Consider the following 25,079-nt stretch of genomic DNA (forward strand, 5'->3'; position numbering starts at 1 on the left):
GGCGCTGTGTCCATTGGGTTTTATGTTAATTATCTGTTTGCAAAAATAAGTTTTTTCAGGGTGCTGAGGGCAGTGGTATTCCACAAGTGATGGCAGCGTTGAGCGTCAAGCAGCAAGCTTCTCGCAAGCATTTAGTCTCAGTACGCATCGCCATCGGTAAGTTCTTTTTGACGGTATTAGGTTTTTTGTGTGGTGGTTCCATCGGTCGTGAAGGGCCAACGATCCAGTTAAGCGCCGCTATTATGAACTCGCTCGGGCGTTGGGGGAGTTTTCATCGTCATGATGTCGAACGTGGTTTATTATTGGCTGGTGGTGCCGCCGGAATTTCAGCTGCGTTTAATACACCGTTGGCGGGGATTGTTTTTGCGATTGAGGAGCTTTCAGGCTCGTTTGAAAAGGGAATTAGCGGTACGATAGTTACGACCGTGATTTTAGGCGGGATTATCTCACATTATATTTTGGGGAATTACTCATATTTTGGTACCAGTACAGCGATTTTGGATATCACCTCAGGTGGTTGGTATCCGATTGTTATCTGTGCTGTTTTGGGTGGTTTGCTCGGCGGTATTTTTAGTACTTTATTGCTTTCTTTAACTTGGTTACTTAGAAATTTTGCCAGAGTTCACCCATTAATTTTAGCGGGCATCATGGGCTTAATATTAGCCATTATCGGGGTGCTTACTCATGGCTCGATCTTTGGCAGTGGCTATCAAGAAGCAAAAGCGGTGGTGACAGGCACAGGGTCGGTATCTGATTATTATGGCCCACTAAAAATGCTCGCTAATTTAGTTACATATTTAAGTGGCATTCCTGGTGGTATTTTTGCGCCTTCACTATCGGCCGGAGCTGGTTTTGGACAGTTATTGTCTCTTGCTTTGCCAGATCATTTTCATCAAGCGGTGATTATATTAGGTATGGTGGCCTTTTTCTCAGGTGTTGTACAAAGTCCCATTACCTGCTTCGTGATTGTGTTAGAGATGACGAACAGTGTTTCAGGCAATATGATTTTACCTATCATGTTAACGTCTGTGATGGCGACTGCGTTCTCCCGTATTGCCTGCCGCCAACCGCTTTATCATTCTTTGGCTAAGCGCTATTTGCGTAAGCCAGAAATCAGAGTGGGCTTAGGCTTAAAAGCGCGAAACTAGCTGCCGAGCTTAATTGTTATTTTTAGCAGATGCTAAAGTCGTCTGAATAAAGTCCGTTTTTGCTCCAGCATAATCATTGCTATCGGTAAATTGAGGAGCTAACTCTAATTTGTGCTCGGCGTATTGTTGAGCAACTGTAGGGTGCGTGCGCAGATAGTCTCTAAACAATAAGTGTCGCTGCCAAAAGTCACTTGTTGTTTCGACAAGGTGAATATGATGAGTATGTAAGCCTTGGTCGTTTAGACGTTGGAAATAGCGACGTTCAGGAAGTTCTTTTTCATATTGACAGATATAGTTGTAACCTAGCTTGATGATTGTAGGCACAATACATTGATCTGCGATTTGTAATAGATCAACCCCTATTAAAATATCGATGATGGGTTTTGCCGTAAGCCCTGGGACAGCAGTGCTGCCGATATGCTCTATCGCAGTAATCCACTGGCCGGCTTGACTCAATAATAGCTTTTTTTCTTGTTGATAGCGCTGTGGCCAGTCTGGGTTATAAGGTGCTAGGTGAATCATTCTTCAAGGTGACCATCCAGAGCACAGTGAAAGGCAAACTCATTAACCACTTCGCCTTTGATTAAATGCTCTTGAATAATGCGCTCAAGTACCTCAGGGGTGCAGGAGTGGTACCAGACACCATCGGGGTAAACCACGGCAATGGGGCCTTGTTTGCAGAGCCTTAGACAGTTGGCTTTGGTTCGATAAACCTCGCCACTTTGGGCAAGACCAAGTTCGTTTAATCTATTTTTTAAGTAATTCCAAGAAGTTATACTGTCTTCTTTATTGCAGCATTTCGGCACAGATTGATCAGCACACAAAAAGATATGGCGTTTGATGTTGCAGATATTGAGTTTATCGCGAGTTTCTTCTAAATTGAGCATCTTGACTCTCTACAGCGGATTGCTATTTAAGTATGAGTAAAATAATAAGAGAATCAGTATACAGTGATGAGAATAAGGATGTCGAGTCAGCCTATAAGCCGGGTTCTGTCGTGAATAGTCATTCATCTGGGATACATGTCGCCATGTACCTCAAGCAACCTACCCAACCTCAGTATGGGCCATACCGTTGAGGTTCTATTTGGTCTTGCTTCAGGTGGGGTTTACCATGCCACGCAATGTTGCCATGCGCGCGGTGCGCTCTTACCGCACCCTTTCAGCCTTACCGGTGATCAATCACTTAGGCGGTCTACTCTCTGCTGCACTTTCCGTAGGCTCGCGCCCCCCAGGCGTTACCTGGCACCTTGCCCTATGAAGCCCGGACTTTCCTCTATAGCCAACGGCTACAGCGACTATCCAGCCGACTCGAACCGCTCTATTATAAGGGGATATTTCACTTCGTCAATAAAAAGTTGCTTTTATGGGGCTGTTGATAGGTTGGAGTAGGCTGTTTGGTGTCCACAGTCAACGGGTTGTTCTAGTTATCTTTGTTAAAGGAGCTAGCATTTGGTTGTTGTATAACTAAAGTGTAAATAGTTTATGTTATTTGTTAATGTTTTTTGTCATGTGTATTTTTATGTAAAATAAAATTATAGCTATTTTTCCTAAATTTTTATTTTAAAGTGTCGTTATTTCCATATATGGGTGGTAATAGTTATTTAATTTCCTTTATTTATAAAGTTAGGTGTGTTTTTTATGTTAATTTCATTTTAAAATTCTAGCATTTCATTTTCTGTTGTTGCTTAAATGTTAACACTTGTTAATAATGTGTTGACTTGATGTTAAGATTCGTTATATAACGTAATTCATGCGGTTTATATAACACAGTTAATCTGATGGAGTAGGGCATGAAACTAAAACCACCTTCTTGATTTAGAATTCTTGCTTCCATCTATGCATTGTTGAGCTGTTAATATTTAATCTTAAAGCTTGATAATAATCAGCTATTTTTCATTGTTAATTATTCTAATGTATTTTATTGGAGAAACCTTTATGCAAAAAAGAAAATTGTCTCTTGCTATCGCTGTAGCGGGAATAGGCCTTCTTAGCCAGGCTTACGCAGGTGAAGTTAATCTTATTGTAAAATATAAGCCAGAAAATTCTTCTCTTATGAATTTAAACGCGATGTCATCTTCTTCAACAAGTGGTTTAAAGGTCACGAAATCACAGCCTATTAACGCTGACACTCAGCTTGTGACGGTAGAAACTAAAGACAGTGACTCTATGTTGCTGATGTCTGCAAATAGTGCATCTGCTGGCGATAGTTCTGCTAAAGTTGATTATAAAACAGCACGAGAATTCATGGATGCGCATCCGGACGTTGTATATGCGCTTCCAGCAAAATCAACGATGAAAGCCTTTGATGTACAAAAAAAAGCAATCTCTAGTCCTAATACGGGAACAGGTGTGCGTGATGATTGGGGAAAACAATGGGATATGGATAGTGATGGTTATGGTTACGGTATTGGTGTAAATGAAGCTTGGCGATTGATACAGAATCCAGCGGGGACTTATGTTGCCGTGGTTGATACGGGGCTTGCTGTTCAAGCTCCTGAAGATATTAGTAAGGAAGTTGTGGATAATGGGCTGCCTTATTTTCATTATGAAAACAATAAAACTGTAGTAGATTACAATGTTTATCAACAAAGTGGCCACTTTCATGGAACTCATGTTGCAGGCACAATTGATGCGAATGGTCCAGAGGTTACTGGAGTGGCAGGCCCAATAGACTCTATTAAAGTTGCTCCGGTAAAAGCACTGGCTGACGAAGGGTCTGGAAACACTTATGCCATTATGGAAGCGGTAAAATGGTCAGCAGGTGTTCCAGTATCTGGTGTACAGACTAACAACTACCCGGCTAAGGTTATTAATTTAAGCTTAGGGATGTCACGTTATTATACTGAAAATGGTCAAGAAAAAACCTATTATAGTGAGAGTTATTGGAAAAATAATGTCATACCAAGCATGTGTGCTGCTTGGTATGATGCTGCAAAGAGTGCGGAGGATGAAGGTGCAACCTTGGTGATTGCCGCAGGAAATGATAGCCATGAGTTATGGAATGATATTCCATCAGGTTGTCAAAATTTCAAATCGATAGTTGTTGAGGCGACTGGCCCTACAGGAAAAAAATCATATTACTCGACTTATTCAACAAATGATTGGAAATTACAAAGCACTGTGGTGAGAGCGCCTGGTGGAGATGCTGATTTTGGTGAAGCAGGAGAAATTTACTCTACTGTGAATGATGGCTATGGCTATATGCAAGGTACAAGTATGGCAACACCCCATGTTGCTGGAATGGTGAGTTTGATTTATTCGGTAGACCCTACAGTGACACCAGATGATGTGGCAACTATTTTAAATCAGTCTGCGTACGACAATACTGGTGTGTTAAGTGCACAGAAAGTTGTGAGTACTACTATTAATAGGATGAAATAAGGGAGTTATAACTCTTCTGTTTTAGCTAATACTGGCCCTTGTTATTATTGAGATTAATAAGGGCTTATACCTGTTTGAAACTTTTTAAAAATAATGAGTGTTATTTTTTGTAAAAAATTGTTGACGGCTTGGTGCTGCTGTTATATAAATGTTTCTATGCTTTTGCAGGGATGGCGGGATGATAAAAATGGAAATGGCAACTTATCTTTATTTTTTTCCTTGATTGAATAAAAATTCCCGATCATTATAGCAATAGGCTTTTAACCTGTTGAAACTATTACATTGATTTGATTTATACTATTGTTGATGAATTTAAGTTTTATAGTTTTGCTTGCCTAGTATTCGTCAATTCATTTATTTAATTTAATTTAATTTTAAATCGGCATGGAGGTCTATATTTGGGGTTTATTCTAGGTTTATTTGATTAGAGTTTATTAACCTATTTTTTTATTTTTTGTTAATTTTACATTATCTATATGGAGATACTTTTGTGCTTAAGAAAAGTAAAGTCGCTATAATTTCATCCTCTCTAGTTTTATCTGCTGCGACCTATGCAGGAACAGTTCAAATTGTTGGATTGATGCACTGAACCAAGAACAACTAAATCCACCACCACCAGTAAGTCAGTTGTGTAATCTTGAATTAGGTAAAACACTGGGTATTCCTGATGCAAATGGTGGTTGGGAAGGGTCTTGGGGGCCTTATGTATTAAAGCAGATCAATGATCATGGTTATATGACGGTTAATAAAGAGCCTACAGGTATATGTGGTGGCTTAACCAGTTACCCAGTAAATAGCCCTGATACAAGCAATCCAATGTCTGTACATGATTTCCAGGCAAATAGTTACAAAGGCTTTACTAAGCAAAACTGGAACAAAATTTTACCTACAGCAAATAACTTTCCTATTGACCCAGCAGAGGCAGATAAAGTATTAACAGGTGTTAAGCGAGCGATTGGTTTAGGGCATCGCGTTACTTTTGGAACATTACTTGATACTAATGGGAGCTTAAAATACCATAATGGTGCTGTGGGTGAGTACAATGGTGTTGAAAATGATACTTGGGTATTGACTAGTCAAATAGCGCAGGATGCTAGAAATGGCTCAATTAATGCAGGCCATGAGATGATTATCACCGGGTATAATGATACTGCGTGCGCAACCTATAAAGAGGGCTGGTTTGGGAAAGAACAACAGCAGTGCGGAATTTTAACATTACGCAATTCATGGGGAAATACTGGTGATTATTACATAACTTATGACCACTTTAAAACGCTTGTTATGGAAGCTCAGGAAATTAAATAAAGAACAGATTGTTAAATAGAATAAAAAGGCGTGATAATAACGCCTTTTTTTTAGAGCTAAATTTATAATTTACCCAACTAGATTATAGCCGCCATCAACAAATAAAGTTTGCCCTGTCATACCACTCGCTGAGTCACTGACAAGAAAACTTGCCAGTCCACCGACCTCTTCTTTATTAATAATACGTTTCATTGGTGATTTTCTTTCAGTATTTTTTAATAATTGATCAAGGTCTTTAATCCCTGTTGCAGCGCGTGTCGGCATTAAACCAGGGGAAATACCATAGACGCGGATATTTTTTTCAGCAAGTTCGACGGCTAAATATTGAATGCTCGTCTCAAGGGCGGCTTTGACAGGCCCCATCATATTATAATTTTCCATGACTTTTTGTGCACCTAAATAGCTCATGCTGATCAAAGCACCGCCGTGAGGCATTAGTTTTTCAGCATGCTTAGCAATGCGAACAAATGAATGACAGGAAATATCCATTGCTTGAGTAAAACCTTTACTGGAAGTATCTACAAGACGGCCTTGTAATTCATGAGGTTTAGCAAAGGCGAGTGAATGAATAACAAAGTCAAGGGCCTGCCATTTTTCTTGAATATGAGAGAATAATGTGTTGACACTCTTTTCATCGGTGACATCGCATTGATAAAGTTCTGCTGAAAACTCGTTGGCAAGAGGTTGTACCTGTTCATATGACTTTTCACTGCGATGGGTTAAAATAAGTTCTGCGCCCTGTTCTTTAAGTATTTTGGCACAACCAAAAGAGATGCTATCACGGTTGGCTAGGCCGATGATAAGACCTTTTTTTCCTGTAAGCATAATAACTCCTTGATAAGTAATTAGTTAATGTGTTTTAACCTTACAGAATCTATAAGTTGGCTTCAAGTGAGGTAAAATTGGTTTAAAGTTTGATGAGGACTCTCTAAGGAACAAGGTATTTAATTACTTAGGTGGTTTTTATTGTTATAGCAAGCCTAATGAGCAGTCATACCACTTTCTATATGGTCGGCGTGAAACTAATGCTTTTTTCTTCAAAGTCAGAGTAAATGGTATAGCAAATAGAGAAATAATTGCTGTGAAAAACAATAAATCGTTAAAAACGATGGTCATGTATCTATGTTAATTTAGCAATCAACAAGACACATCATCGTTTATCAATGGGATGTTATAGCCCACCCTATTATTCGTAATCTTTATAGCGGATCTTATTTTCAGCACGTGCTTGTCTTGCCATTTTTTGTGAGAATTCACGAAACCATTGATGCCCTGGATCTTGTTGATTTTTTTTATTCCAAGCCTGAATGAGCCTAACTTTTGGCACTTTAATTGGACATTTTTGTATTTTTAAATTGCCTTGCTCTCTCATTAAAAATGCCAAGCCACGTGGTAGTGTTGCAATGAGGTCAGAGTATTGTAGGCAGCGAGGGATAGAGGCAGGGTGGTAGGTCGTTAAGCTGACTTTACGTTTTTGTTTTAAGTATGGGATGATTTGTAGCTCATCATTAGGCTGGAGTGCAAGATGCTCTGCGTTCATAAAGTCTGAGGTCGTCATTTTTTTATGTGCGAAAGGGTGATCCTTTCGCATGATACAAAAAAGGGGTGATTCAAAAAGAATATCTCGATGAATATGTGTTGGAGCTGGTTTATCTAAGCTGATGACTATGTCTATTTGCTTATCCTTTAGGTCTAATAGATCATAAGCTTCTTTTATTTTAAGTGGGCAAACACGGATTTTCATGTTGCTATTATGGTCGTGAATCCATTTAAGGAGGTGTGGTACAAGGACCATTTCAGCAAAGTCTAACGTTGCAATATTGAAGGTTCTATCGCTAGTGTAAGGATCAAACTCTTGTTGGGCTGTGATTAATTTTTCAGTACTGATTAAAATATCTTCAACTTGGCTTTGAATGCTTTTAGCAAAGGGGGTGAGTTCTAAGCCTTGACGGCTACGGACAAGTAGGGCGTCGTTAAAGTCTTGGCGTAATTGCTTTAAAGCATGACTGACAGCAGGTTGGCTTAAATGCAGTTTATCAGCAGTTATTGAAACGCTTTTCTCTTTAAGTAACGTGTTGAGAGTATGGAGTAAATTAAGATTAAAATTTCGTATATTCATTTATCTAATGTTCATTATAAAAACTATTCATTTTATTTATATCATAAATATTGCTAAGATCATAGCTCAATCTCGATAATTTCCTTTATTTTTTGAAAGAGTAGGAGTTTTTATGTCGATTTGGGTAGCATGCTCTGAAGTTCGAAAGCCTATCAATGAAACGTTATTTTTGATTGGTATTTTTATTGTTATGGCTGTTGGGCCTTTTCTATCAGATATGTATTTGCCCAGTCTACCGGCGATGGTGCAATATTTTGGCTCTAGCCATGCAATGATCCAAAATAGCTTAAGTTTGTATTTGGCGGGCTTTGCTGTTGCCCAGCTTTTTTATGGGCCTCTTTCCGATGGTTTTGGTCGCAGAAGAGCCTTGCTTGTAGGCGCTGGCGTTTGTTTAGTAGGAACGCTATTAACATTACAAGCTGAAACGGTCAGTGTATTATTACTGGGTCGCTTTATTCAAGGGTTAGGAGCTGCGGCATTTCCGGCGATTTCACGTGCGGCGATGAGTGATATGTATCAAGGAACTAGATTGGCCAAAATGGGGTCGTATACTGCCTTAGTCTTTTCTGCTGTTGCAGCAGGTGCGCCAATACTAGGAGGTGTGATTCAGCATTATTTTGATTGGCGAGTTAATTTTGTCGTTTTGGGCCTATTTGTATTATTGATTTTATTGATAGTGCTTTTTGTGTTGCCAGAAACACATTTTAAGCGTACAGAAAATGCTTTATCACCGAGGGTGCTAGGCAGTCGTTATTGGTTTTTACTGACTAATGGCCGATTTTTAGCCTATACCTTAGGGGCTTGTGTCGGTTTTGGCTCCATTATGGCCTATGGTACAGTCACGCCTTTTTTGTTTCAAAAGGTGCTTGGTTTAAGTGCACAAGCTTATGGTGAGTTGTCTTTATGTTTGGCCGCAGGATTGTTTGTCGGCTCGTTTTTAAATACACGTTTAGTTGCACGTTATGCGACACCCACTTTAATTATTATTGGCTATAGCATCACCTTAGTAGCAGGCTTAACGATGCTAATAGCCGCTGAACTTGGTTTTTTGAATGTGTATGTCATTATTATACCGATGTTTTTATTCGTTATTGGCGCGTGTTTATTATTTTCAAATTCGATGGCGGGTGCATTTGCAGGCGTCGCCCATATGGCAGGGTCTGCTGGAGCGGCTTATGGCCTGGTGCAAGTCTCATTTGCGGTATTCGTCACTTTTTTATTGAGTTTTTTCCATATTAAAAATCAACTGCCTTTTGCGGTGAGTTTGGTGTTAATGTCATTATTTGGTCTGAGCGTGTTTTTAATTGTTGTTGTCAGAACAAGGAAAAGACAAGAAGCGCATTAATGCGCTTCTCCCCAAGTGTTACCATGACCGGCTTCTACAATTAAAGGTACGCTTAACTTAATGGCATTTTCCATTTTATTTTTAATTTCTTTTTTAGTTTCTACTATATCCTTTTCTGCCACTTCAAAGATTAGCTCATCATGCACTTGCATGAGCATCTTCACATCAAGCGATGTTTGTTGTAGCCAGTGATGGATATTAATCATTGCTTGCTTAATAATATCGGCAGCGGTGCCTTGCATCGGTGCATTAATAGCGGTACGTTCTGCTGCTTTTCTGCGCATGGCATTACGTGCATTAATTTCAGGCAGATATAAACGACGGCCACACACTGTTGTGACATAGCCATTAGTTTTGGCTTGTTCACGGATATTATCCATATACTCGGCAACTTTTGGGTAACGGGCAAAGTAAATATCGATATAATCTTGAGCTTCATTACGTTCTACGCCCAATTGCTTTGCTAAACCAAAGGCGGACATACCGTAAATTAAACCAAAGTTAACCGCTTTAGCGCGACGGCGTTGCTCGCTGGTGACGTCATTAATAGCAACGCTAAAGACTTCGCTCGCTGTTGCGCTATGAATATCTAAATCATTTTCGAAGGCGTGTATTAAGTTTTTATCCTCTGACAAGTGAGCCATGATGCGCAGCTCAATTTGTGAATAGTCGGCGGCAATAAGCTGGTAACCGGCAGGTGCGATAAAGGCATCACGAATGCGGCGGCCTTCTTCAGTACGAATTGGAATGTTCTGCAAATTAGGATCAGAAGACGAAAGGCGACCGGTTGCTGTAACCGCTTGATGATAAGAAGTATGAATGCGACCTGTTTTAGGGTTTACCTGAAGAGGCAATTTGTCTAGATAAGTCGACTTTAATTTACTCAGGCTGCGATGCTCTAAAATAAGCTTTGGCAATTCATACTCTAAAGCAAGCTCTTGCAAAACATCTTCTGCGGTAGAAGGCTTGCCTTTAGGAGTTTTTTTAATAATCGGCAAGTTTAATTTATCAAATAGTATTTCTTGTAATTGTTTAGTCGAACTTAAATTAAATGTACTATCGGCAATGGCATAGACATCTTCGGCAATTTCATTAATGCGCTGTGTCACAGCTTTACTTTGCTGACTAAGCTTATCACTGTCTACTAGTACGCCGGTTTGCTCCATTTTAGCTAAGACTTTAATTAACGGTTGTTCTTTATTTAAATAAATGTTAGTTAAATCTTTTTCGTCCTTGATTTTGGGCCACAACTTATTGTGTAATTGTAAGGTAATATCTGCATCTTCTGCCGCATAAGGCGAAGCTTGATCAATATTGATTTGATTAAAAGTAAGTTGTTTTTTTCCTTTGCCAGCAATATCTTCAAAATGAATCGTTTCATGGTTTAAATAACGTAAAGCCAGCGCATCCAGGTTATGACGTGTGGCTGTGCTATTAATAACATATGATTCGAGCATGGTATCGAATTGCACACCTTGTAAATCGATATCATATTGAGAGAGCACATTCATATCATATTTAATATGTTGGCCGACTTTAATCTGTTTTGGATCTTCTAAAATAGGTTTTAATTTTAGTAGGGTTTCTTCTAAATCAAGTTGATCAGGCGCGTCAAGGTAATCATGAGCAAGAGGAATATAGACACTATAGTCTGTCCCTGTGCTGACAGATAAGCCAACAATGTTAGCTTGCATAGAATCTAGGCTGGTCGTTTCTGTATCGATTGCAAAAACTTCGGCTTGTTTGAGGCGTTTGATGCAATCATTTAATTGGCTTTTTGTTAAAATAGTATGGTAATTAGCCGAGTTATCTTTGTTAATTTCTTTAGTTTTGCTATCTGAGTCTGAGATTGGAGCTATGTTGGTATTTATATTTTCAAGCCAGCGCTTAAACTCAAAACGTGAAAAATATTCGCTAAGTAATTCTTGGTTTTTTTCAGTATGGCTAATTAATTCTTCGAAGCTGTTAGGCAATTTAACTTGACAATCAATAGTGACGAGCTTTTGGGCAAGGGTCAGCTGCTTTAAGTTTTCACGTAAACGTTCACCGACCTTGCCTTTAATGTTTTCTGCATTTTCCACTAGGTTTTCTACAGTATTATATTGCGCTAGCCATTTTTCAGCTGTTTTAGGTCCAACACCAGGAATGCCTGGCACATTATCTGAAGTATCGCCAATTAGCGATAGGTAATCGATGATTTGTTCAGGCTTTACACCAAATTTTTCTTCTACGCCCTTATAATCTGTTTGATTTCCTTTCATCGTGTCAACTAAGTTGATGTTATCATTAACCAGTTGTGCCATATCTTTATCGCCAGTAGAAATGAGTACAGAGATATTTTTTTGTTCGGCGATTTTCGCTAAGGTACCAATTACATCATCAGCTTCAACGCCTTCAATAGCAATTAAGGGCAGGCCCATCGCAACAATAATTTCATGCAAAGGTTTTATTTGAGCTGCGAGTTCATCGGGCATGCTACCACGATTGGCCTTATACTCAGGATACATGTCATGGCGAAATGTCTTGCCTTTAGCGTCGAAAATAATCACTGGATGGTGATCTGGAAAATCATCGTTTAATTTACGGATCATATTGATGACACCGTAAATTGCTCCAGTAGGTTCCCCTTGCTTATTCGTCAGTGAAGGTAAGGCATAAAATGCACGAAACAAGTAAGAAGAACCATCGACGAGGATTATTTTTTTAGGCATTTTTCTATCCAGCATTAAATATAAATTTAAAAGTATAAAATGTTTTAATTTAATTAATTATTATCCCAGAGTTTAGAGCTTTGTTTAAAGCCTGAGGGTGTTTTTTTTAGTTCAATTTTATTGTCGCTAATATGTAAAGGCCCCATCTTTTTGGCAGCGGCTAGAAAAGCGCTATTAATAGGGATTAAATCATAGTCATAACTCACTTGGTAAATATTATTTTTAGCGGCTTTATAAAAATTAAACCCGGAGAGTTTTACTGCCGCATAACAGAACTGAAATTGCTGATTGCCCAAGTTTTTGAAATGTTGCTTAGGTGATTTCGCAAACTGAATCGTAATATTTTTAGGATTATCTTTAATTGTATTAATAATAAGTTCTTTATGTTCAGCTAAGGCGGACAGCATTGGGTTTAGTTCAAGGTTATTTTTAGGTTGCTTGCCAAGGGTAAATTCAGTGCAGCCGGCTTGTGAGGTGGTGAGTAGCTTTTCTAAAAATGTTTGAATGCTGAGTTCTATATTCGTTTTTTCGCTATTGATATTAGTTTTTGCTTTCGTTGCTTTTGGCTGTGCTTGATGCGAGGGGGTTGGAGCTTGAGCAGAGAAAATCGGCATTATCATGCTGACGATGATGGCGAGTGTGCATATAACTTTATTAAACAGCCAAAATTGGGTCATTGGTACAGATAGCCTTCTTGAGTTGAATTTCTGTATAGTATCATTGAATGGGTGATAAGAACATGAGGTGAAAATGAAAGCATTTGCAAGTGATAATTATGCCGGTGTGGCCCCTGAAATTATGGCAGCTCTAGTCGCTGCGAATCATGAGCATCAGCCTTCTTATGGCGAAGATGTGATGACAAAAGAAGCAATTGACTTAATTCGTCAGCAGTTAGGCGGGCAGGCTGAGGTCTTTTTTGTTTATAATGGCACAGCGGCGAATACGCTTGCCCTCAAGGCTTTGTTGCAGAGTCATGAAAGTGTGATTTGCCCAGACAGCGCGCACATTGTCAACCATGAAGTCGGTGCGCCGACAGCAATGACTGGCTCTACTTGCCTGAAAACAGCCAATATTAATGGCAAAATTACTCCGGCATGGATAGAAGAAGCATACCGAAGCCAAGTACGCTGGGGAGCGCATGCAACCTTGCCGCGAGTAGTGAGTATTACCCAAGCAACAGAGTTTGGTACCGTTTATCAACCAAAAGAGTTGGCTGCCATTAGCGAGACTTGCAAGCGTTTAGGTTTATATCTGCATATGGACGGTTGTCGGCTTTATAACGCAGCAGCTGTACTGAACGTCTCTCTTGCGGCGATGACAACCGATGTTGGAGTGGATGTATTGTCTTTAGGAGGGACTAAAAACGGCTTGATGTTCGGTGAAGCTGTGGTGTTTTTGAACCCAAAACTGGCTGAAAATTTTGCTTATATTCAAAAGCAGGGCTTGCAATTACAATCGAAAATGCGCTTTATTGCCGCACAATTTGTGCCGTTTTTTAAAGAGAATCTATGGCAAAAATATGCTAATCAGGCGAATCAAATGTGCCAAGTCTTGGCAGAAGGTTTAAGGGCCAAGGGCTATCATCATTTTGATTATCCGGTTGAAACAAATCATGTTTTTGTAAGGCTTAGCTCGGACGTGGTTGCGAAGGCTCAAGAGGCTGTGCCTTTTTATATTTTCGATGAAAAAACACAGCTGGCAAGATTAGTCACGTCCTTTGATACGGGACTTGCTGATATTGATAAATTACTTGCTGTTTTATAAAGTTTTTTAATCGTTGGTATGGCTGTGGGGGCGAGTCTGCCATCTGTAGGGCGATGTGCTACAATGGCGGCGGAGCATTAAACTTTAGACGTTTTTATGTATCTATAGCTAATAAAATGAAATAGTATCAAGAAGTGAGTGTTGTCGTGAAGAAAACTGCAGTGTTACTCGTGCTCGATGGATGGGGCTATTCTATTGATGTAAATAGCAATGCCATTCTCAATGCCAAGACCCCAAACTGGGATCGTTTTGTCGATGATTATCCTACAACGTTAATTTCTGCATCTGGCACCGATGTAGGCTTACCGGCAGGGCAAATGGGCAACTCTGAGGTGGGTCATCTTAATTTAGGTGCGGGCCGTGTTGTTTATCAAGATTTATTACGCATTGGTCGTGATATTGAAAGTGGGGCCTTTTTTAATAATGCGGTGCTTACTGATGCTATAGATACAACAGTTAATAAAAATGCAGCCGTGCACATTATGGGCTTGTTATCTCCCGGCGGTGTGCACTCACATGAAGACCAAATCGAAGCGATGATTGATTTGGCCTTGCAGCGTGGCGCTAAAAAAATATATTTACATGCCTTTTTAGATGGCCGTGATACGGCGCCTAAAAGTGCAGAAGCATCTCTTTTACGCTTTGAGAAAAAGTTGATTGATAGCGGCAAGGGAAAAATTGCCAGTATTATTGGTCGTTATTATGCGATGGATAGAGATCAGCGTTGGGATCGTATCGAAGCCGCTTATAACCTAATTACACAGGGCCAAGCGGTCTATCAAGCAGAAAGTGCAGCTCAGGGCTTGCAGGCAGCTTATGAACGTGATGAGCGTGATGAGTTTGTTCAAGCAACGCGTATTGGTGATGTGGTGACTTTAAACGATGATGACGCCTTGGTCTTTATGAATTTTAGGGCTGATCGTGCACGTCAACTCTCCCATGCCTTTAGTGATGAAAGCTTTAGTGGTTTTACTCGTGTTGCTAGGCCGAAGCTTTGTGCTTTTGTAACCTTAACTGAATATGCGACAACAATTGATTCACAGATTGCTTATCCGCCCTTAGCGCTTAAAAACGTGTTGGGTCAGGTTTTATCCAAAGCCGGTAAAAAGCAACTACGCATTGCTGAGACAGAAAAATACGCCCATGTGACTTTCTTTTTTAATGGTGGTGTTGAAGACGCATTTTCCGGTGAAGAGCGTGAGTTAATTGCTTCGCCTCAAGTGGCAACCTATGATTTACAGCCAGAGATGAGTGCGCAAGAGTTAACCGATAAGCTGGTTGCAGCGATAGCCAGTCAAGAGTTTGATGCGATCATTTGTAATTATGCTAATGCTGATATGGTAGGGCATACGGGTGATTACTCAGCGGCCGTCAAGGCCATTGAAGCCTTAGATCAATGCATAGGTCAGGTGGTTGCAGCCGGGCAGAAAGTCGGTGCTGATATCTTGATTACGGCCGATCACGGCAATGCTGAGCTGATGGTGAATCCACAGACAGGACAAGCGCATACCGCGCATACCAGTAATTTAGTGCCACTTGTGTATGTAGGTAAAGATGCTACGCTAACTAAAGAAGGTGGTAGTTTATCTGATATTGCACCGACGATGTTACAACTGTTAGATCTCACGATTCCCACGGAGATGACTGGCAAACCATTGGTGCATTTTAAATAACGGTTACAGGGCCACCAGTAAAGGTGGCTCGACGATGCAGCAGCGATATCTTCTATTTCTTTACTTTACACTGTTTCTTTGCACTTTTTCGTTTATTCTTGACCTTAACTTTAAGAACTCTTATGCCGCTGATGAAGATCGCTTAATTAAAGTGCGCAAAGAAATTACTAAGCTTGATAAAAGTTTAAGCCTAGAAAAATTAAAGCTAACAGACATCAAACAGCGTATTGCGATTATTGATCAGCGCATTGATAAATCTAATTTAATAATTATTAACAATCAAAATAAAATTAATGATAGAAAACTAATATTAATTGGCTTAAGAGATAAAAAAGAAAAATTAAAAAAATCACTTGTTATCCAACGCCAACATATTAATAAATATATCAAAACAATTTTTTTAATGGGGCGCGAGCCTTATTTGAAATTATTGTTTAGCCAACAAGACCCAAAATTATTTGGGCGAATGCAACATTACTTTCAATATATCATGCGAGCGAATCTAAAGCGGTTGGATCAAGCAGAAAAAACAGCAGAGCGCCTTAAAGAGACTAAGGATAAATTAATTTCTGAAAAGAAAAATTTAGAACAATTGATTGATCAGCAAGAGATTAATCTAAGTAAGCTATCAAAAGATAAAATTTTAAAAAGTCAGTTGGTTAGTGTTATTTCGGCATCTATTAATGATAAAAGTAATAAATTAAATAGGTTGTATAAAAATGAGCAAAGACTATTAAAACTAATCGAAAAAATTGATCAAGAAAGTCTTAAACTCGTCCAAAATAAAGCTAAATCATTTAGTATGATGAAAAATAAGTTAATTTGCCCATTTATTAACCAAAAGATAAGAAGGAGTTTAATATCATTAGCCACTGGCGATATACAGAAAAATCAAGCAGTACTTATACCCGTAAAAGAAAAATCTGCGGTGAAAGCGGCATATTATGGCCAGGTTGTTTTTGCTAATACCTTAAAGGGATATGGAGAGCTAATTATTATTGATCATGGTCAAAACTATATGAGCTTGTATGGCTATAACCATAAACTATTAGTCACTAAAGGTCAGTGGGTTTCAGCGGGCGATAAACTTGCACTCTCCGGACAAGGGTTGGAAGGGCAGGGGATTTATTTTGAATTACGCCATAATAATCAAATAATTAGCTGGAAAAGCTGGTGTAAAAAAACAAACTTGGCACAAAAATAGCTTATCTCCCTTTATAAAAATAAGGGGATATACATGAAACGCTTACTAACACATCCTATTTATTGCTTATTGGCATTCTCGTTTTTGATATCATCATCGGTGGGGGCTTATGCTCAGCAGCAGCAACCCTTACCTGTTGAAGATCTACAGCGTTTTGTGCGTTCTTTGGATATGGTAAAACGTTATTATGTAAAGGAGATTGATGATAAAGCCGTTTTTGAAAATGCAATTCGTGGCATGTTGTCTGGTTTAGATCCGCATTCTGCTTATTTGGATAAAAAGGATTATGAAGACCTGCAAGTCAGTACATCAGGGAAGTTTGGAGGAGTGGGGATAGAGGTTACGATGGAACGTGATGTCGTTAAAGTAATTTCCCCAATTGATGATACACCTGCTTATAAAGCAGGGATACAAGCGGGCGATTTAATTATTAAAATTGATGAAACACCGGTACGGGGTTTAAAGCTTAGGGATGCTGTTGATAAAATGCGTGGAGATGTAGGGGCTAAAGTTAACTTAACCATATTACGTAAAGGTGAGAAAAAGCCTCTCTCTATCGATGTAGTGCGTGATCGTATTGTTGTGCGCAGTGTTAAGTCTAAAATATATGATGAGAGTTATGGTTATATTCGAGTCAGTCAATTTCAGGAGAAAACAGGTCGTGACTTGATTAAAACTATTAATAAAATGAAACATGGCTCTAAAGGTAAAATTAAAGGCTTAGTTCTGGATTTACGTAATAATCCAGGTGGTTTATTGAACTCAGCAGTTGATGTCTCAGAAGTATTTTTAGATAAAAATAAACTAGATAAAAATAAGAAAATTGTTTACGCGAAAGGGCGCTTTCCAGGGTCTTCTATTGAAGAGCTCGTTCAAGATAATGATATGACTGGAGGCATTCCTATTGTTGTGTTGGTCAATGGTGGTTCAGCTTCTGCCTCTGAGATTGTCGCCGGTGCTTTACAAGATCACCGTCGTGCAGTGGTGATGGGGACAAAAACTTTTGGTAAAGGATCAGTGCAAACGATTTTACCATTACCTGATAAAACAGCATTGAAAATGACGACAGCCTTATATTACACGCCAAAAGGACGCTCTATTCAGGCTCAAGGAATAGAGCCCGACATTAAAGTTGAAAAATTAAAATTAAAAATCGAAGAAAGTAAAGATTTTTCATCGATCTCTGAAGCAGACTTAGATAAACACTTAGCTGCTGTTTCACCTAAGAAAAAAGACAAGTCAAAAAACTCATCAGATAAGTTGGTTGAGAGTGATTACCAGCTTTATTCAGCAATTAATTTACTTAAAGGCATGACTGTTGTTAACCCTAAAAAGTATTTATGATCGATTTTTATTGCTAGCTAAATGGCTGTTGAAAGTAACCCTGATTATTATAACAGTAATCTGCCCTAGTTATTCTTTTGCGGCTATTAAATCTAGCCCAAGTATTGAAGATAAAATAGGGCAACTTTTTATTGTTGGTTTTGATGGTTTAGAAGTTGATAAGGACTCGGCTATTATAAAACTGATTGAAAGATTTAATATCTCAGGTGTTTATCTTGTTGATATTGATGGTGAAGGCTATGCTCGTAATATCAGCTCTCCTGAGCAGCTAAAGCAACTTATTTCATCATTAAAAAATTATGCAAAAACTAAAAGAAATCAAAAATTATTTGTTGCTATTGAGCAAGAAGGTGGAGCAATGAATAGTTTGCATAAATCTTTGGGTTTTAATGTTGGTAAAAACTTAAGTCAGCAAAGATTAGGTTTTAAAGAAGAGCCATTATTGATTTATAAACAAGCTTTGCATCAAGGAAAAATGTTAAGTCATTATGGAATTAATATTAATTTTGCTCCTGTTTTAGCTTTAAGTGTCAATCGTAATAGTCCTGTGATTGCCCGCTATGAGCGCTCTTATAATTTTTATGCAAAACTTGTGGCTGAAGATGCAGCGGCAGCAGTTAGGGGCTACCAAGATGCCGAAATTAATTGCACATTCAAATACTTCCCGGGTTTAGGTAGCGCAGAATATACGCCAGGAGTTAATATACCTGATATTTCCAGAACATGGAGTGATAAAGAGTTAACACCTTATAAATTATTAATTAATTCAGGGCAGTTTTGCCCATTGGTGATGGTTTCTCATGTTATTAATCGTAAGCTCGATGCAACAGGAGTACCAGCGACGCTTTCTAAGAAAGTGATTAATATTTTGCGTGATGAACTACAGTTTAGAGGAACGATCATTTCAGATGATATGACGCGACGAGATATTTTATTATATGCAAAAGGAGGGGAAGCTGCGGCTCGCGCTTTAATTGCGGGTAATAACCTATTGCTTTACGTTGGTCACCCTCCTAAGCAATTGCTGACATTGATTCCAGAAGTGATTTACTACTTGGCAGCGGAAGCGAAAAAAAATCCAGTACTATTATCAGCTATTAACGCTTCATACCTTCGTATTCAGAGGATGAAAGAAGCTTTATAGTAATAATAAAGCGTGTAGAATAAAGAGTTTTTAAGTGAGTAAATAGTAAAGTGAGAGTGATACGCTTATATACAACAAGAAAGCTAGTCGTCGATGAGAGTATCGACCTTGATGAAAAGCCCGCTCACCATGCCGTAAATGTGCTGCGAATGAAAGAAGCTGATGAGGTCACTTTATTTAATGGTGATGGTTTAGAATATTCGGGGGTTATTCAAGCTTTATCAAAAAAATCAGTGGCTGTTAAGGTTACCAGTTATCAGCCCGTTAATAATGAATCACCTTTATCTGTACATTTAGGCCAGGTGATCTCTCGTGGTGACAAGATGGATCTAACCATTCAAAAAGCCGTCGAGCTTGGTGTAACTCAAATTACCCCACTATTTTCTGAACGTTGTGGTGTACAGCTGTCAGGAAAACGTTTGGAGAAAAAACACCAGCATTGGCAACAAATAGTCATTAGTGCCTGTGAGCAGTCAGGTCGAGCTCGTATTCCACTTGTGCGTCAGCCAGTTGCCTTAAAAGATTGGATAAATACTGATTTAGGTGTCCATCGGGTGATTTTACATCCTCATTTGGATCGTCGTTTAAATATGACTGAAAGCGTCGATGCACTCACATTACTAGTTGGCTCCGAAGGTGGTTTTAGTGAAGAAGAAGTAAAAATGGCAGACCAGCAGGGTTTCAATGGTTTTAAGCTCGGTCCGCGTATTTTGCGTACAGAAACAGCGGCATTAACAGCCTTAGCGATACTACAAAACCGGTTTGGAGATTTGTGAGGGGTGAAAGAAAGTTATTGTAAAGAACATATAATTCATTTAGAAGTGATGAAGGGGAATGTTTTTCATTAATATGTATAATATTCTTTAAAAGAAGTTGTTGTTGTTGTTGTTGTGTTATTATCGGCCACGATAATAATAAACTAGGAAAGGTCATGTTAGGATCACTAAAAAAGAAAGCACAACAAAAAGCAATGGAAAAATTCGAGGCGACAATTAAACCTCAAATCCAAGATAAGTTAGATGTATTTACAAGTCTAAAGCCCGCAGATGTTGTGGGTGATGAAAAGTATCAATCAATTGTTATTAAGCCAATTTGGGTGAGTATTTCTGCAGCGTCATCAGGTGCGATCACTGCGGCATCTAAATTTATTGATGTTGAAGGTAAGTTTAATAAAGCATTTTTTCATGTGCGTGATGAATTAATTACAGTAGAAGATGAAACAGTAAAATTAGATCCAGACTTTAAAGAAAAAGCATTGCCAACCTTTATTACGGCGATTAAACAGTGATATTAATGAGGTAGGCTTTCAACCTACCTTATAAAAATTAAAGTTATTTTTATTTGCTTAATTTTAAAATTAATCTTAGTTTCAATCACATCAAAGAGTGCGCTTAGAATATTATCATTATATTGAGCATCAAGCTGGCGGACACAGGTTGGGCTGGTGACATTAATCTCGGTTAAATAATCGCCGATAATATCTAAACCTGCGAATAGTACCCCTTTTTCTTTAAGCATAGGGGCAATTGTATTAGCTATTTCTAAATCGCGTTCGCTTAAGGCTTGACCAATACCGGTGCCACCAGCGGCGAGATTAGCACGGCTTTTATCATCTTTCGGAATACGAGCAAGAGCATATGGGTAAGGGGTGCCATTAATAATTAAAATGCGTTTATCACCTTGAGTTACTTCAGGAATAAATTTTTGGATCATTAATGTTGTGCTTTGATTTTTGCTGATTGTATCTAAAATGACTTCAAGGTTAGGATCGCCATTTTTAACTCTAAAAATAGATTCACCACCCATTAAATTTAATGGCTTAATAACGACCTCGTTATGTTGATTAGAAAAATTAATAATTTTCTGTTTATTTTTTGTGATTAATGTTGGTGCACAAAATTGCGCATATTGACTGATAGTGAACTTTTCATTCAAATCACGCAAGCTCTGTGGTTTGTTTACAATAAGAACATTTTGGTTTTCTAATTGTTCAAGCATATAGGTCGTATAAATATATTCTAAATCAAAAGGAGGGTCTTTGCGCATTAAAATAACATTAAGTGTACTTAAGTCCCGCGTTTGTTTTGATTCTAGGTGATAAAAATCTTGAGCCTGGTCTTTTACAGTGACTTGTTGGCAATATGCATAGATTTTCCCGTTATCGCTGTAAAGATCATGTTGTTGAATATAGAAAATTTCATAACCTCGGCGCGCAGCTTCTAGCATCATCGCAAAACCGGTGTCTTTTTCAGGAATGACCTGGTTGATATCATCCATGATAATGCCTAGTTTAGGTTTAGTCATTTGAGTTGAGTCTCCCTATTATATGGATATTAATAAATTCTTCACTATTAGATAAATTTTTCAAGTAGGCTGTTTAAGAATTGCATGCCTTTAAAACTGGTGCAGATTCGATCTGAGTGATCGCTTAACAAGCCTTGTTGCTGTAGTTGGGTAAGAATATTGTCGATGCTATTTAGTGACAAGCCTGTGCGCTCAGTAAAATATTCTTTAGGCACACCTTTGGTTAAGCGTAAGGCATTCATCATAAATTCAAATGGTAGATCTTTAGGTGCTATGATTTGTGAGCCTGCCAATAGGTTTTGCTTTGGGTCGAGATAAGCTTTTGGATGTTTTAATTTCCAGCGTCTGGCAATGGAGTTTTGTTTAATCGAAGTGATTTTGCCGTGTGCACCAGCACCGATACCGATATAATCACCAAATTGCCAATAATTGCTATTATGTTTGGTTTGGTGGTTATCTTGGCTATAGGCCGAGATTTCATATTGATTTAAACCGTGATTTTCTAATAGCTGTTGGCCGGTGAGTTGCATTTGCCAAATTGCCTCGTCAGTGGGTAATTGAGGAGGCTTAGCATGAAATAAGGTATTGGGTTCTAATGTTAATTGATACCAAGATAAATGAGGTGGCTTTAAGTCAATCGCTTGCTTTAAATCAGCCAAAGCTTCGTTTTCACTTTGTTTGGGTAAGCCATACATAATATCGATATTAAAGCTGTTAAAGCCAGATTGATGGGCAATTTCTATGGCTTTAAAGGCTTCTTGGCTATCATGGACACGACCGAGACTGGTTAATTTATGGTTGTTAAAACTTTGAATGCCGATGGATAAACGGTTAACTCCAGCCTGTTTATAATCGATAAAACGTTGGTACTCAAAGGTGCTCGGATTCGCTTCTAGAGTAATTTCTATATTCCCTTTAAACGGGATTAATTCTTGTATTTGATTTAATAAATTATCGATAGAACTGGGTGAAAATAAACTAGGGGTGCCGCCACCGATAAAAATACTGTTTAAAGCACGTGTGTTTTCTTTATCTTTCTTTGCTATATTTTCTAGCTCTAGTTTTAAATCTGTAATTAAGCGCTTAATATAACTTTCTTCAGGCAAATCATCTTCACGTTTAGGGTGTGAGTTAAAGTCACAGTAAGGACATTTTTTGATGCACCAAGGAATATGAATATAGAGTGAAAGTGGCGGTAGTGTGGTAATTTGCATTAGCGATACTTTTTCTTTAATGCATCGACTAAATCAGCGAGTGCATGGCCGCGGTGGCTGATTGTTTGTTTAACATCAGCAGGAAGTTCAGCAGCGCTACACTGATGAGTCGGTACCCAAAAAATAGGATCATAACCAAAACCACCGCTGCCTTGGCATTTGTTCAGTATTTCACCGTGCCAACGGCCGTGACAGACAATCGGGCAAGGATCGTTAGTATGTTGCATATAGACCATGACACTATGAAACTCGGCTTGGCGATTCGTTTCACCTGTAAGCTCGTTTAATACTTTATCGATATTAGCCTGATCAGAACGTTTTGCGCCGGCATAGCGGGCGCTAATGATGCCTGGTGCGCCATTGAGTGCGGCGATAGCAAGGCCTGAATCATCAGCAATTGCAGGGAGGCCGGTGTGCTGGCAGGCATGACGCGCTTTAATCAAGGCATTTTCGACAAAAGTTGCGGCATCTTCAATCGCATCGGTGAGATCAAATTGGCTTTGTGGAATGATTTGTAAAGGTAAATCTTTTAATAACGGCTCAATCTCACGGATTTTACCCAAATTGCTCGAGGCGAGAACCACTTGTTGCATGATCACTCCAATGTCTTTATAAACTATGAAGTGTACTGCAATTACTGGGCTAGCAGCAACTATTCGCCATTGCTTTAATCTTTGAGTGTCGTTGGTTTTCCTGTATGATGAGGCTGCTCATTAGTCAATGCAATTTTTGATGAAATCAGGGGTATGATTATGAATGAATCTCAAGCGTTAGTGGGTGTTATTATGGGGTCCAGCAGTGACTGGGAAACCATGCAACATACGGTGCAGATGTTGCAACAGCTCGGTGTCCCACATGAATATCGTATCGTCTCAGCACACCGCACTCCTGATCTACTTTTTGAGTATGCTAAAACGGCAAAAGAGCGTGGTTTGCAAGTTATTATCGCTGGTGCTGGCGGTGCAGCTCACTTGCCGGGTATGGTTGCAGCGAAGACGTCTTTGCCCGTGTTAGGTGTACCTGTACAGTCTAAAGCACTTAACGGTATGGATTCGTTATTATCGATTGCGCAGATGCCAGGGGGGGTTCCAGTGGGCACTTTGGCGATTGGAAAAGCCGGAGCAACCAATGCAGCCTTACTCGCTGCGAGTATACTTGCGAATCATGATGAGAAAATAGATCAAGCACTCACTGGCTTTCGTGAGCATCAGACGACTAAAGTATTAGCAGATTCGTTACCCGCAGGAGAGTCGTTGTGAAGACGTTAGGGGTGCTTGGGGGTGGACAATTAGCTCGAATGATGGCCTTAGCCGGCTATCCTTTAGGGATAAAAGTGATCGCTTATGAGCCAACGGATGCAAACTCTGCCAGCGATGTGACCGAGGTGATGCGCGGACGCTTTGATGATGAGGTGAAGCTAAAAGAGTTTGCTCAAAGTGTCGATGTTGTCACGATAGAGACTGAAAATATTCCCGTTGATACGGCACGTTATGTTTCACAGTTTGCAAAATTTTGCCCATCATTGCAGGCGCTAGAAATTGCTCAAGATCGCTTATTAGAAAAGCAATATTTAAATAAACTCAATATTAAAACCACTGAATTTATGGATATTACCAGTGAAAGCGATTTAAGCGTGGGTGTAGAAAAGTTAGGTTTACCTTGCGTTTTAAAAACACGTCGCTTTGGCTATGATGGTAAGGGCCAATACTGGTTACGTCATCAAGAGGATATTGCTAAGGCTTGGCAACAGCTCGGTGGCCAACCTTTGATTTTAGAAGCTGCTATTGATTTTGATTTTGAGATTTCTGTGATTGGTGTCAGAGATGCTCAGGGCAATATCAAAGTGTATCCGATTACAGAGAATGAACATCGTGATGGTGTGCTGCATATTTCTAAAGTGCTTGATAATCAGAATTTACAGCAACAAGCAAGTGATCATATTCAATCATTAATGAGCCATTTAAATTATGTGGGCGTTTTAACGGTTGAGTTATTTTCGATGCGAGGTGAGCTAATTGCCAATGAGATTGCGCCTCGAGTTCATAATTCGGGCCATTGGACAATAGATGGGGCTGTTACTTCTCAATTTGAAAATCATTTACGTGCGGTTTTAGGATTGTCTTTAGGAGATGTTGGTTGTCGAGGCCATGCGGCGATGATGAATTGCTTGGGTGCAATGCCAAAGCTCGATACCGTGTTAGCGGCATCTAGTCAGGCGCGTTATCATTGTTACGGTAAGTCTGCACGCGCTGGGCGTAAGGTCGGCCATATTAATCTATGTGTAGACTCTGCAACCACACTCTCAGAACAATTACAGCGTTTAGAGGCTACTACTTTTTAATTTATCCTTTAGGATTTATCTTAAATTAGGCGGTTTTTTGTGAAAACCGCTTGTTTTATTGGCGATTTTTATTTCTTAGT

22 protein-coding genes and 1 other RNA gene are annotated in these 25,079 nt (G+C 39.2%); 13 read left to right on the top strand and 10 right to left on the bottom strand.

Features of this window, described 5'->3' with window-relative positions; genetic code table 11:
• Positions 1 to 89: 89 nt before the first annotated feature.
• A complete protein-coding gene (locus tag BGC07_RS09265) occupies positions 90 to 1,148 on the top strand; it encodes a chloride channel protein (RefSeq protein ID WP_069312868.1) in 1,059 nt (352 codons plus the stop codon).
• Positions 1,149 to 1,157: 9 nt separating this feature from the next.
• Here the strand turns inward: BGC07_RS09265 and BGC07_RS09270 are convergent, their stop codons facing one another.
• From BGC07_RS09270 to rnpB, 3 genes are all read right to left on the bottom strand, one after another.
• Positions 1,158 to 1,670, bottom strand: a complete 513-nt coding sequence (locus tag BGC07_RS09270) for a GrpB family protein (RefSeq protein WP_069312869.1) — start codon at positions 1,668 to 1,670, stop codon at positions 1,158 to 1,160.
• On the bottom strand, positions 1,667 to 2,035 hold the full coding sequence (locus BGC07_RS09275) for a (2Fe-2S) ferredoxin domain-containing protein (RefSeq protein ID WP_069312870.1): 369 nt from the start codon (positions 2,033 to 2,035) through the stop codon (positions 1,667 to 1,669). Before BGC07_RS09275 ends, BGC07_RS09270 begins: the two co-directional genes overlap by 4 nt.
• 78 nt (positions 2,036 to 2,113) lie before the next feature.
• Positions 2,114 to 2,461, bottom strand: an RNA gene (gene rnpB, locus BGC07_RS09280) — RNase P RNA component class A.
• Between the two features lie 624 nt (positions 2,462 to 3,085).
• Here rnpB and BGC07_RS09285 point away from each other — a divergent pair.
• Both BGC07_RS09285 and BGC07_RS09290 read left to right on the top strand, forming a co-directional pair.
• Positions 3,086 to 4,531: a S8 family serine peptidase gene (locus tag BGC07_RS09285; protein ID WP_069312871.1), complete on the top strand. Its 1,446-nt coding sequence runs from the start codon at positions 3,086 to 3,088 to the stop codon at positions 4,529 to 4,531.
• A 627-nt stretch (positions 4,532 to 5,158) separates the two neighbouring features.
• The gene (locus tag BGC07_RS09290) at positions 5,159 to 5,836 is read left to right on the top strand and encodes a C1 family peptidase (protein WP_069312872.1); all 678 of its coding nucleotides are present in this window, start codon (positions 5,159 to 5,161) and stop codon (positions 5,834 to 5,836) included.
• Between the two features lie 69 nt (positions 5,837 to 5,905).
• On the opposite strand, the gene fabI is transcribed toward BGC07_RS09290, so the two are convergent.
• A complete protein-coding gene (fabI, locus tag BGC07_RS09295) occupies positions 5,906 to 6,661 on the bottom strand; it encodes an enoyl-ACP reductase FabI (protein WP_069312873.1) in 756 nt (251 codons plus the stop codon).
• A 361-nt stretch (positions 6,662 to 7,022) separates the two neighbouring features.
• Positions 7,023 to 7,955 carry a LysR family transcriptional regulator gene (locus tag BGC07_RS09300; protein WP_069312874.1) on the bottom strand — a complete coding sequence of 311 codons (933 nt, stop codon included), beginning with the start codon at positions 7,953 to 7,955 and terminating at the stop codon, positions 7,023 to 7,025.
• A 112-nt stretch (positions 7,956 to 8,067) separates the two neighbouring features.
• Here BGC07_RS09300 and BGC07_RS09305 point away from each other — a divergent pair, with 112 nt between their 5' ends.
• Positions 8,068 to 9,300, top strand: a complete 1,233-nt coding sequence (locus tag BGC07_RS09305) for a multidrug effflux MFS transporter (RefSeq protein ID WP_069312875.1) — start codon at positions 8,068 to 8,070, stop codon at positions 9,298 to 9,300.
• On the opposite strand, the gene polA is transcribed toward BGC07_RS09305, so the two are convergent.
• Positions 9,297 to 12,011, bottom strand: a complete 2,715-nt coding sequence (polA, locus tag BGC07_RS09310; protein ID WP_069312876.1) for a DNA polymerase I — start codon at positions 12,009 to 12,011, stop codon at positions 9,297 to 9,299. The genes BGC07_RS09305 and polA overlap by 4 nt on opposite strands.
• A gap of 53 nt (positions 12,012 to 12,064) precedes the next feature.
• Positions 12,065 to 12,688, bottom strand: a complete 624-nt coding sequence (locus tag BGC07_RS09315; protein ID WP_069312877.1) for a hypothetical protein — start codon at positions 12,686 to 12,688, stop codon at positions 12,065 to 12,067.
• A gap of 73 nt (positions 12,689 to 12,761) precedes the next feature.
• On the opposite strand from BGC07_RS09315, the gene BGC07_RS09320 reads away from it, so the two are divergent.
• From BGC07_RS09320 to BGC07_RS09350, 7 genes are all read left to right on the top strand, one after another.
• On the top strand, positions 12,762 to 13,775 hold the full coding sequence (locus tag BGC07_RS09320) for a threonine aldolase family protein (RefSeq protein ID WP_069312878.1): 1,014 nt from the start codon (positions 12,762 to 12,764) through the stop codon (positions 13,773 to 13,775).
• Positions 13,776 to 13,921: 146 nt separating this feature from the next.
• On the top strand, positions 13,922 to 15,448 hold the full coding sequence (gpmI, locus tag BGC07_RS09325; protein ID WP_069312879.1) for a 2,3-bisphosphoglycerate-independent phosphoglycerate mutase: 1,527 nt from the start codon (positions 13,922 to 13,924) through the stop codon (positions 15,446 to 15,448).
• A 34-nt stretch (positions 15,449 to 15,482) separates the two neighbouring features.
• Positions 15,483 to 16,652 carry a murein hydrolase activator EnvC family protein gene (locus BGC07_RS09330; protein ID WP_077216837.1) on the top strand — a complete coding sequence of 390 codons (1,170 nt, stop codon included), beginning with the start codon at positions 15,483 to 15,485 and terminating at the stop codon, positions 16,650 to 16,652.
• Between the two features lie 33 nt (positions 16,653 to 16,685).
• Positions 16,686 to 17,996 carry a S41 family peptidase gene (locus BGC07_RS09335; protein WP_069312880.1) on the top strand — a complete coding sequence of 437 codons (1,311 nt, stop codon included), beginning with the start codon at positions 16,686 to 16,688 and terminating at the stop codon, positions 17,994 to 17,996.
• A complete protein-coding gene (locus BGC07_RS09340; RefSeq protein WP_069312881.1) occupies positions 17,971 to 19,140 on the top strand; it encodes a glycoside hydrolase family 3 N-terminal domain-containing protein in 1,170 nt (389 codons plus the stop codon). Before BGC07_RS09335 ends, BGC07_RS09340 begins: the two co-directional genes overlap by 26 nt.
• Positions 19,141 to 19,190: 50 nt before the next feature.
• Positions 19,191 to 19,916, top strand: coding sequence for a 16S rRNA (uracil(1498)-N(3))-methyltransferase (locus BGC07_RS09345; protein ID WP_069312882.1), 726 nt, complete (start codon positions 19,191 to 19,193; stop codon positions 19,914 to 19,916).
• Positions 19,917 to 20,071: 155 nt separating this feature from the next.
• The gene (locus BGC07_RS09350) at positions 20,072 to 20,428 is read left to right on the top strand and encodes a hypothetical protein (protein WP_069312883.1); all 357 of its coding nucleotides are present in this window, start codon (positions 20,072 to 20,074) and stop codon (positions 20,426 to 20,428) included.
• Between the two features lie 23 nt (positions 20,429 to 20,451).
• Here the strand turns inward: BGC07_RS09350 and gshB are convergent, their stop codons facing one another.
• From gshB to rdgB, 3 genes are read right to left on the bottom strand one after another with little or no spacing between them, the layout of a single operon-like run.
• Positions 20,452 to 21,444, bottom strand: a complete 993-nt coding sequence (gene gshB, locus BGC07_RS09355; RefSeq protein WP_069312884.1) for a glutathione synthase — start codon at positions 21,442 to 21,444, stop codon at positions 20,452 to 20,454.
• 47 nt (positions 21,445 to 21,491) lie between these two features.
• Positions 21,492 to 22,658: a radical SAM family heme chaperone HemW gene (gene hemW, locus BGC07_RS09360; protein ID WP_069312885.1), complete on the bottom strand. Its 1,167-nt coding sequence runs from the start codon at positions 22,656 to 22,658 to the stop codon at positions 21,492 to 21,494.
• Positions 22,658 to 23,251, bottom strand: a complete 594-nt coding sequence (rdgB, locus tag BGC07_RS09365; RefSeq protein WP_069312886.1) for an RdgB/HAM1 family non-canonical purine NTP pyrophosphatase — start codon at positions 23,249 to 23,251, stop codon at positions 22,658 to 22,660. The genes hemW and rdgB overlap by 1 nt, the downstream gene beginning before the upstream one ends.
• Positions 23,252 to 23,410: 159 nt before the next feature.
• Here rdgB and purE point away from each other — a divergent pair, with 159 nt between their 5' ends.
• Positions 23,411 to 23,917 carry a 5-(carboxyamino)imidazole ribonucleotide mutase gene (gene purE / locus BGC07_RS09370; RefSeq protein ID WP_069312887.1) on the top strand — a complete coding sequence of 169 codons (507 nt, stop codon included), beginning with the start codon at positions 23,411 to 23,413 and terminating at the stop codon, positions 23,915 to 23,917.
• On the top strand, positions 23,914 to 24,999 hold the full coding sequence (locus BGC07_RS09375; RefSeq protein ID WP_069312888.1) for a 5-(carboxyamino)imidazole ribonucleotide synthase: 1,086 nt from the start codon (positions 23,914 to 23,916) through the stop codon (positions 24,997 to 24,999). Before purE ends, BGC07_RS09375 begins: the two co-directional genes overlap by 4 nt.
• The last annotated feature ends 80 nt before the right edge of the window (positions 25,000 to 25,079 follow it).

Source organism: Piscirickettsia litoralis (genome assembly GCF_001720395.1).
Classification (GTDB): domain Bacteria; phylum Pseudomonadota; class Gammaproteobacteria; order Piscirickettsiales; family Piscirickettsiaceae; genus Piscirickettsia; species Piscirickettsia litoralis.

Excerpts from the sequence above, each read along its gene's own strand:
- BGC07_RS09265 (WP_069312868.1), top strand. The coding sequence starts at position 90 with ATGGCAGCGTTGAGCGTCAAGCAGCAAGCTTCTCGCAAGCATTTAGTC.
- BGC07_RS09270 (WP_069312869.1), bottom strand. The coding sequence starts at position 1,670 with ATGATTCACCTAGCACCTTATAACCCAGACTGGCCACAGCGCTATCAA.
- BGC07_RS09275 (WP_069312870.1), bottom strand. The coding sequence starts at position 2,035 with ATGCTCAATTTAGAAGAAACTCGCGATAAACTCAATATCTGCAACATC.
- BGC07_RS09285 (WP_069312871.1), top strand. The coding sequence starts at position 3,086 with ATGCAAAAAAGAAAATTGTCTCTTGCTATCGCTGTAGCGGGAATAGGC.
- fabI (WP_069312873.1), bottom strand. The coding sequence starts at position 6,661 with ATGCTTACAGGAAAAAAAGGTCTTATCATCGGCCTAGCCAACCGTGAT.
- BGC07_RS09300 (WP_069312874.1), bottom strand. The coding sequence starts at position 7,955 with ATGAATATACGAAATTTTAATCTTAATTTACTCCATACTCTCAACACG.
- BGC07_RS09305 (WP_069312875.1), top strand. The coding sequence starts at position 8,068 with ATGTCGATTTGGGTAGCATGCTCTGAAGTTCGAAAGCCTATCAATGAA.
- polA (WP_069312876.1), bottom strand. The coding sequence starts at position 12,011 with ATGCCTAAAAAAATAATCCTCGTCGATGGTTCTTCTTACTTGTTTCGT.
- BGC07_RS09315 (WP_069312877.1), bottom strand. The coding sequence starts at position 12,688 with ATGACCCAATTTTGGCTGTTTAATAAAGTTATATGCACACTCGCCATC.
- BGC07_RS09320 (WP_069312878.1), top strand. The coding sequence starts at position 12,762 with ATGAAAGCATTTGCAAGTGATAATTATGCCGGTGTGGCCCCTGAAATT.
- BGC07_RS09330 (WP_077216837.1), top strand. The coding sequence starts at position 15,483 with ATGCAGCAGCGATATCTTCTATTTCTTTACTTTACACTGTTTCTTTGC.
- BGC07_RS09335 (WP_069312880.1), top strand. The coding sequence starts at position 16,686 with ATGAAACGCTTACTAACACATCCTATTTATTGCTTATTGGCATTCTCG.
- BGC07_RS09350 (WP_069312883.1), top strand. The coding sequence starts at position 20,072 with ATGTTAGGATCACTAAAAAAGAAAGCACAACAAAAAGCAATGGAAAAA.
- gshB (WP_069312884.1), bottom strand. The coding sequence starts at position 21,444 with ATGACTAAACCTAAACTAGGCATTATCATGGATGATATCAACCAGGTC.
- hemW (WP_069312885.1), bottom strand. The coding sequence starts at position 22,658 with ATGCAAATTACCACACTACCGCCACTTTCACTCTATATTCATATTCCT.
- rdgB (WP_069312886.1), bottom strand. The coding sequence starts at position 23,251 with ATGCAACAAGTGGTTCTCGCCTCGAGCAATTTGGGTAAAATCCGTGAG.
- purE (WP_069312887.1), top strand. The coding sequence starts at position 23,411 with ATGAATGAATCTCAAGCGTTAGTGGGTGTTATTATGGGGTCCAGCAGT.